General features: G+C 68.5%; 5 protein-coding genes. All 5 read left to right on the forward strand.

Features of this window, described 5'->3' with window-relative positions; translation table 11 throughout:
• The coding region (locus VM840_10815; protein ID HVL82067.1) for a transglutaminase-like domain-containing protein at positions 1–977 on the forward strand (977 nt) is incomplete at its 5' end.
• Positions 949–2,013 (forward strand): hypothetical protein, encoded by a 1,065-nt coding sequence (locus VM840_10820; protein ID HVL82068.1) that lies wholly within the window; start codon positions 949–951, stop codon positions 2,011–2,013. The genes VM840_10815 and VM840_10820, both read left to right, overlap by 29 nt.
• 24 nt (positions 2,014–2,037) lie before the next feature.
• On the forward strand, positions 2,038–4,338 hold the full coding sequence (locus VM840_10825; GenBank protein HVL82069.1) for a hypothetical protein: 2,301 nt from the start codon (positions 2,038–2,040) through the stop codon (positions 4,336–4,338).
• The gene (locus VM840_10830) at positions 4,335–7,457 is read left to right on the forward strand and encodes an MFS transporter (protein ID HVL82070.1); all 3,123 of its coding nucleotides are present in this window, start codon (positions 4,335–4,337) and stop codon (positions 7,455–7,457) included. Before VM840_10825 ends, VM840_10830 begins: the two co-directional genes overlap by 4 nt.
• Positions 7,458–7,462: 5 nt before the next feature.
• On the forward strand, positions 7,463–7,682 hold a 220-nt coding region (locus VM840_10835; GenBank protein ID HVL82071.1), incomplete at its 3' end, for a hypothetical protein.

Here is a 7,682-nt window from a genome sequence, read left to right on the forward strand (position 1 = left end):
TCTCCGACCTGATCCGGCGCGCCCCCAAGACCAGCAAGTGGGACGAGCTGGACTTCGTGCGCAAGGAGTTCCTCGCGACCGTCGTGGCGGAGGGACAGGGCATGCCGGTCGCGATCCAGCCCGAGAAGGTCCAGGACATGCTCGCGGGCAGCAAGCGCGGCACCCCCTACGAGATCGTCGCCGGCCAGGCGATGCTCGCCCGCTGGCTCGGCATCCCGGCTCGCATCGGGTACGGGTACGACGGCGGCGAGGAGGTCGGCAACGTCCGGGAGGTCCGGCCCCGGCACGGAGCGTCGTTCCTCGAGGTCTACTTCCCGACCTACAAGTGGCTCCCGATCATCGGCAACCCGCAGCAGGCCACCTCGTCGCAGGCGCAGCAGACCCAGGACCAGCGCAACGTCCTCGCCTCCGACGACATCGCGGTCCAGCTCTTCGTCCCGTTCGAGACCGACCCGCGCAGCTTCCTGTTCCAGCAGATCCGGGAGGCCGTCCTGATCGTGCTCCCGTTCTTCATCCTCGGGGCGCTGCTGTACTTCACCTGGCCGATCCTGCGGAAGGCGCTGTTGAGGTCGCGGCGTCGCACGTGGGCGCAGGGCCAGGGACCGGCGGCCCGGATCGCCCTGGCCTACGCGGAGTGGCGTGACCTGTGCACCGACTTCGGGTACCGCCACGACGCGGACACCCCGCTCATGTTCCTCGACCGCGTCATCGAGGACGACGAGCACACCGAGTTCGCGTGGCTCGTGACGCGCACCCTGTGGGGCGACCTGCAAGGTGAGATAAGCCCGGACGACGCGCTGGCCGCCGAGGAGCTGTCCCGCTCCCTGCGCAAGCGGATGAGTCAGGCGCACACGTTCACGCTGCGCTCGGTGGCCGCTATGTCCAGGCTCTCGTTGAAGTATCCGTACGCCCCGTCTCTCGGCGTCCTCGCTCGGAAGGAGCGTTCCCGTGTGGCAAGGAAGAAGAAGGCTGCGTAGCAGGCGCCTGGGGCTGGTCGCCGTCGCGGTCGCCCTGGTCCTGCCCGGTTGTGCTCGCGCCCCCCAGCAGGGCGTGAACGTGAAGCCGTTGACGACCGAGCTCGTCTTCGGCGTGCCCGAGGTGGACGAGACGGCGGCGCCTCCGAACTTCACGCCCCCGGACGACCCCTTCCCCGTCTTCGAGGTTCCCCGCAGGCCGACGACGCGTCCGGTGCCGAGGGTCGAAGACCCGCCTCCGCCCTCGACCGCGTGTCCGGAGGCAGAGCCGACCGCGTTCCCGAAGAGGGTCGAGGGGACCGTCGTCCCGAACCGACCGACGGAGGGCGTCCACACCTGGCGCGTCCAGGGCACTCAGCGCATCGCGTCCGGCGTGGTGTCCCTGCTCGGCGTCGTCACGAGGACCGTCAAGAACGTCCGGCAGGTCAGTCAGGGCCTGTTCCGCTTCGACGTGGAGGAGCAGGAGATCGTCTTCGCCTCCAAGAAGCTCGTCACCCAGACCTTCGAGGTGAGGCAGTCGAACGACGGCGTGAACCCCGACGGCATCTTCCTGCGGAGCATCCGCGTGACGGCCGAGGGGTCGACCAGCAACTTCAACCCCGACCCGCCGATCATGCTGCTGCCCATCCCGGTCCGGATCGGCGCGAACCCGGTCGGGGTCGTGGGCGCCAACGCCCAGGAGCAGATGGACACCACCGGCGTAGACCCGACGTCCCAGGCCGCCCTGCGCCACAAGGGCACCGTGCTCAACAGGTTCACGGTGGACGCCTGCGGCGAGGTCGTCCAAGGCTGGTTCGTCAACGCCGACCAGCGGTTCGTCAACCCCCGCGGCGAGACCTTCAACCGCAATTACAACTACATGATCGCAACCCAGTACGGTGGGATCATCATCTGGGAGCATGTCGAGCGTCCCTGCGAGGCTCAGGTGGCCACGAGCGAGGAGGATCGGAAGGCGGATCCGAAGAACCAGGAGAGGTGCCAGCCCGCTGGCGACCTGGTCTTCTACGCCCGTATCGGGCAGATCACGCCCTCTGCCTGACGCACGCCCGATGGAGACCTCGACATGAGTGACACGCGCGTCCGTTCTGCCGTCATCGCCGCGGGCGCGGTAGCCCTCACCTTCCTGATCACGCACGTGGTGCTGTCAGGCATCCCCACGGCGATCGTGTTCTCGGGCGCGATCCTGGGGCTGATCAACGGGCTGCTCGCGGTCGGGATCGTCCTGATCTATCGGAGCCACCGGATCATCAACTTCGCGCAGGCGGCGATGGGCGCGGCGGGCGCCATATTCGCCTACAACCTCGTGGTCTTCCTCGAATGGCCTTACATGCTCGCCTTCGTGGCGTCGGTGATCGTGTCGGTCATCGTGGCCATCGCGATCGAGCTGGGCTTCGTCAGGCGGTTCTTCGACGCCCCGCGCCTGGTCTTGACGGTGATCACGATCGCCGTGATCCCCGGCATCGGCTTCCTCACCGGGCAGCTGGACCAGCTCCCGCTCTTCGGGAGCAGCGAGGATCGCACGGTCGAGGAGCTCGCCGGACGCGAGATCGTCACGCCGTTCGCCGACTGGACCTTCCGGGTCGGCGCTTTCCCTCTCGACTTCCGTTTCGGACACCTCTTCGCGATCGTCGTCGGCATCGCCGCCCTCCTGGGGCTCGCCGCCTTCTTCCGCTTCTCGCGTACGGGTATCGCCCTCCGGGCGGCGGCCGAGAACGCCGAGCGGGCCCGTCTGCTCGGCATCAGCGTCGGCAACCTGTCGCTCGTCTCGTGGGCCATCGCAGGCGTCCTGGGCGGGCTCGCGGTGACCTTGTTCGCGACGGTCCAGGAGCAGTTCGGCACCCAGCCGGCGCCGCCGGAGCTCCTGCTCGTCGCCCTGGCCGCGGCCACATTCGCCAGGATGCGGAGCATGCCCGCGGCAGCCGGCTCGGCCGTGCTGATAACGATCGTGAGGCAGGCCGTCGAGTTCAAGTACGAGGAGCAGGCGGGTCTCGTCTTCATCGGCCTGTTCTTCCTCCTGGTCGTCTCCCTCATCGTCGCTGGGGCCGGATCGAAGAGGCGGGGGCGCCGCAGCGAGGAGTCGGAGGCCTCGAGCTGGCGCGCCACCGAGGAGGCGCGCTCGACCCCCCAAGAGATGCTCCAGATCGCCGGCATCAGGCTCGCCCGCCGCCTGCTCGTGGTGCTCGGCGTGGCGGCCGTTCTGATCTTCCCGTGGGTCGTGTCCAGCGGCCAGGCGAACCTCGCCGGTTACTACGCGCTGATAGCGATAGCCCTCCTCTCGCTGACCGTCCTCACCGGGTGGGCGGGGCAGGTGAGCCTCGGACAGTTCGGGTTCGTGGCGATCGGCGCCGTCCTGGGCGGGGCGCTCACGGGCCGGCTCGGGCTGAGCTTCTGGCTGGCCCTGATCATCGTGCCGTTCCTCACGGCCGGGATCACCCTGCTGGTCGGGATCCCCGCCCTTCGCATCCCAGGCCTCTTCCTCGCCATCGCCACGTATGCGATGGCGTTCGCGATCAGGGCAGGCCTGTTCGAGGAGCGGTACTTCGGCTGGCTGCTCCCGGAGCGGGTCGAGAGACCGCAGCTGTTCCTGCTCGACTTCGAGGACGAGCGCAGCATGTACTACCTCTGTGTGCTCGCCCTCGTCCTGTCGGTCCTGTTCGTCACCAGCCTGAGACGGACCCGCACCGGGCGCGTCCTGATCGGGCTGCGGGACAACGACAACAACGTGCGGGCGTTCGGCATCGACCCCGTCCGCATGAAGCTGGCCGCGTTCGCCGTCTCCGGCTTCCTGTGCGGGTTCGCCGGCGTCATCCTCGCCCACCATCAGCGGGCGGTGCAGGGGGACACGTTCCCAGCGTCCGTCAGCCTCGACATCTTCCTGTTCGCGGTCGTCGGCGGGGTGGGGTCGACGCTCGGTGTGCTGCTGGGAGGCCTCTTCTACGCCGCGAGGACTCTGCTGACGAACCAGTTCGCGGGATGGGTGCTCGGGCCAGTGGGCGTCCTGGCGATCCTGTACGCATTCCCGGGCGGGCTCGCATCGATAGCTCTGGGCCTGCGGGACACCGTCCTGAGGATCATCGCTCAGCGCAGACAGATGGTCGTCCCAGCGCTGTTCGCCGATTTCGATCCGGAGGCTCTGGAGCGCAGGCTCATCCCGCTGAGCGAGCCCACACCCCAGGCGGGACTCGGGGCCCTCCCGGTCTCGAGACGCTACCGGGCCGCGTCGACGCTGTACTCCCAGCGCAAACAGGCGGCCTCGCGCTCGGCCGACGGGGAATCCGCGGCCATCGGCGCGGCCGCCGAGGTGGCCCGCTCCGCTGAGGCGGCGGTCACATCTGGAGCCCTGGACAGGGGAGCCGAATCATGAGCAGGCAGATTGAAGAGAGACCCGGAACGGGAGGGGACGGCGAGGACCGGCCCGAGGACAGGGCCGGCGAGACGATCCGGATCCCCGACGGCGACCAGGTCACGGCCCGGGGAGGCCCATCGGAGCCCGGCTTCCTGGACCGCAGCAAGGCGGAGTTCATGACGCTGATCCGCGAAGCGTCCAACTACCGGCAGCTCGCGAAGACCCCATACGGACTGAAGCCGGTCATCCTGTTCACTCTGCTCTCGATCATCACCTCGATCGACGGCGCCATATTCGGGACGGTGTCGCCCGAGATCGTGCGCGACCTGGACCTGGACATCATCCAGCTCCAAGGGGTGATGTCGATCGTCGGCTTCTTCCTCATATTCGGCGTCATCTACCTCAGCTACCTGTCCGATCGGGTGCCCCGGGTGCCGATCGTCGCCGGGGGCTCCATCCTGTCCGGCATCTTCTCTCTGTTCACCGCGGGAACGAGCACCCTCCCCGCGTTGGGGGCTTCCCGCGCGGGCGACGCGGTGGGGTACAACGCGATGGCGACCCCCCAGTACTCCCTCCTGGCCGACTACTACCCGCCGCAGTCCCGGGGGAAGGTGTTCGCGCTCTTCGGGATCCTCGGTGACCTCATGACGGTGCTGACCCCCCTCATCGTGGGCGCCCTGGTCCTGAGCGCGCAGGACGGTCTCTACTGGCGCCTCCCGTTCCTGATCACCGGACCGCTGCTGATCCTGGCCGGCGTGGTGACGTTCGTGCTGTTGAAGGAACCCATCCGCGGCTACATGGAGCGGAGGTCGCTCGGCGTGTCCGAGGAGGTCGCCAAGCGCGCCGAGGACCCGCCGAGCATCGGCGAGGCATGGCGAACGATCTGGGCGATCCGGACCCTTCGACGCCTCTTCATCGCCGATGTCGTCGGGGGCCCCGGACGGGCCATCTTCAGCTTCGCCTTTGGGTTCTTCCTGCTGGAGCAGTACGGTCTCGGCCTGCGCGACCGGGTCATCCTGAGCGCGGTGCTCGGGCTCTTCTCGCTGCCGTTCGGGTTCCTGGCCGGCGGGCTGGTCGACGTGCTCACCAGACGGCGTCCGTCGCGCGTCCTCCTGCTCACGGGCGGCCTCGGCGTCGCGAGCGCCCTCTTCCTGTTCGTCGTCTCGACGGCCCCGCCCCTGTGGCTCCTCATCGGGATGATCGCCCTGTTCAACGCCGGGTACTCGTTGCTCGGACCCGCGGGCAGCGTCCTCTACGTCAACATCCTGCCCGCCCACGTGAGGACGCTCGGTAACTCGGTGAGGTTGCTGGCGGGGATACCCGGCACGGTCATCCGAGTGGCGCTGTTCGGGATCATGGTCAACAGGTACGGCCTGCAGGGAGCCATGTTCATCTCCTCCCCGCTCATCCTGCTCGGGGCGCTCGTCCAGCTCTCCGCGGCTCCCCTGTACGAGCGAGACATGCGCGCGGCGATCGCCTCCCAGCTGGCCTCCTCGGAGTGGCGGCGCGCGAAGGCGGCCGGACGCGGAAAGATGCTGGTCTGCCGCGACGTGGATGTGGAGTACAGCGGCGTGCAGGTGCTGTTCGGCGTCGACTTCGACGTCGAGGAGGGCCAGATCATCGCGCTGCTCGGCACGAACGGCGCCGGGAAGTCGACGCTGCTCAAGGCGATCAGCGGGACACAGGAGGCGTCGAGCGGGGCGATCGTCTTCGACGGGCGCGACATCACACACATGCCGCCGCACGAGGTCGCCTCCCGAGGAGTGATCCACATGCCGGGCGGCCGGGGGATCTTCCCCGACCTCACCGTGCGCGAGAACCTGATCCTGGGGAACTGGATGTCCGAGGCCAAGGAGGGGGAGCGCCGACTCAACGAGGTCTACCGGATCTTCCCCGTCCTGAAGGAGAGGCTCAACGAGCGCGCGCAGACCCTGTCGGGCGGCGAGCAGCAGCAGCTGTCCCTGGCTCAGGCGTTCCTGAGCCGCCCGCGACTGCTGATGATCGACGAGCTGTCGCTCGGGCTCTCCCCGCAGGTCGTGGAGCAGCTCATCGGGATCGTGAAGGAGATAAACCGCCTGGGCACGACCGTGATCGTCGTCGAGCAGTCGGTGAACGTGGCCCTCACCCTGGCCGAGCGGGCCATCTTCATGGAGAAGGGCGAGGTGAAGTTCTTCGGTGACACGGCCGAGCTACTCCGGCGCCCGGACATCCTCCGCGCCGTCTACGTGAAGGGAACGGGTGCCCTGACGGAGGGTCCGGTCAGCGGCGTGAAGGGGGACAAGGAGCGCCGCCAGTACGAGCTGGAGAGCGCCCGGCCCGTGCTCGAGGTCAAGAACGTGAGCAAGTCCTTCGGCGGGATCCAGGCCGTCAAGGGCGCGAACCTGGTCCTGCGCGAGGGGGAGGCGCTGGGGCTCATCGGCCCCAACGGCGCCGGGAAGACGACCCTGTTCGACCTGATCTCCGGGTACCAGATCCCCGACCAGGGGCAGATCGTGCTCGACTCGGTCGATATCACCGGTCTGCCTCCCCAGGAGCGGGCGAAGCAGCGGCTCGTGCGTCGCTTCCAGGACGCGCGGCTCTTCCCGTCCCTCACCGTCTACGAGAACATCCTCGTCGCGCTCGAGCGGCGCCTCGAGGTACGCAACGTCGCCCTGACGGCCATGCCGCTGCCCCAGGTGCGCCAGTCCGAGCGGCGTGTCCGCCGTCGCGCCGACCGCCTGATCGACCTCCTCGAGCTGGGCGCCTACCGGGACAAGTTCGTGAAGGAGCTGTCCACCGGTCTGCGCCGGATCACCGACATCGCCTGCGTGCTCGCCGCCGAGCCGAAGGTGCTCATGCTGGACGAGCCGTCGAGCGGTATCGCCCAGGCCGAGTCGGAGGGGCTGGCCCCCCTGCTGCGCCGGGTCAGGTTCGAGACCGGGTGCAGCATGCTGATCATCGAGCACGACATGCCGCTCATCTCCGCCATCTCCGACGAGCTCGTGGCGATGATCCAGGGAGAGGTCGTGCTGAGGGGGGATCCGGACGAGGTGCTCAACGACGACCGGGTCATCGAGGCCTACCTGGGCACCTCGGAGAACGTGATCCAGCGCTCGGGCGTTATGGATGGAAAGGGTCCGAGGACGAGCAAGGGATGACGACCATGACCAGGCGAGCGACGTTTCTGATGACCGCCCTGCTGATGCTGCTCGCAGCGTGCGGGGAGGGAGCCAAGGTGGGGAACGAGAGGCTGCTCGAGGGAGTGGAGGGCGGCGGGAGCTACGACTTCGCGACACCTCCCCCCGTGGCGGAGGACGCACCCGGTGCGCTCGACGTGGGGGCCCAGGCTACACCGCCTCCCGCCCAGGCGACCCCGGCCCCCA

The sequence above is a fragment of the Actinomycetota bacterium genome (genome assembly GCA_035540895.1).
GTDB lineage: Bacteria > Actinomycetota > JAICYB01 > JAICYB01 > JAICYB01 > DATLFR01.

Coding starts and splice junctions, on each gene's coding strand:
- VM840_10825 (HVL82069.1), top strand. CDS start 2,038: ATGAGTGACACGCGCGTCCGTTCTGCCGTCATCGCCGCGGGCGCGGTA.
- VM840_10830 (HVL82070.1), top strand. CDS start 4,335: ATGAGCAGGCAGATTGAAGAGAGACCCGGAACGGGAGGGGACGGCGAG.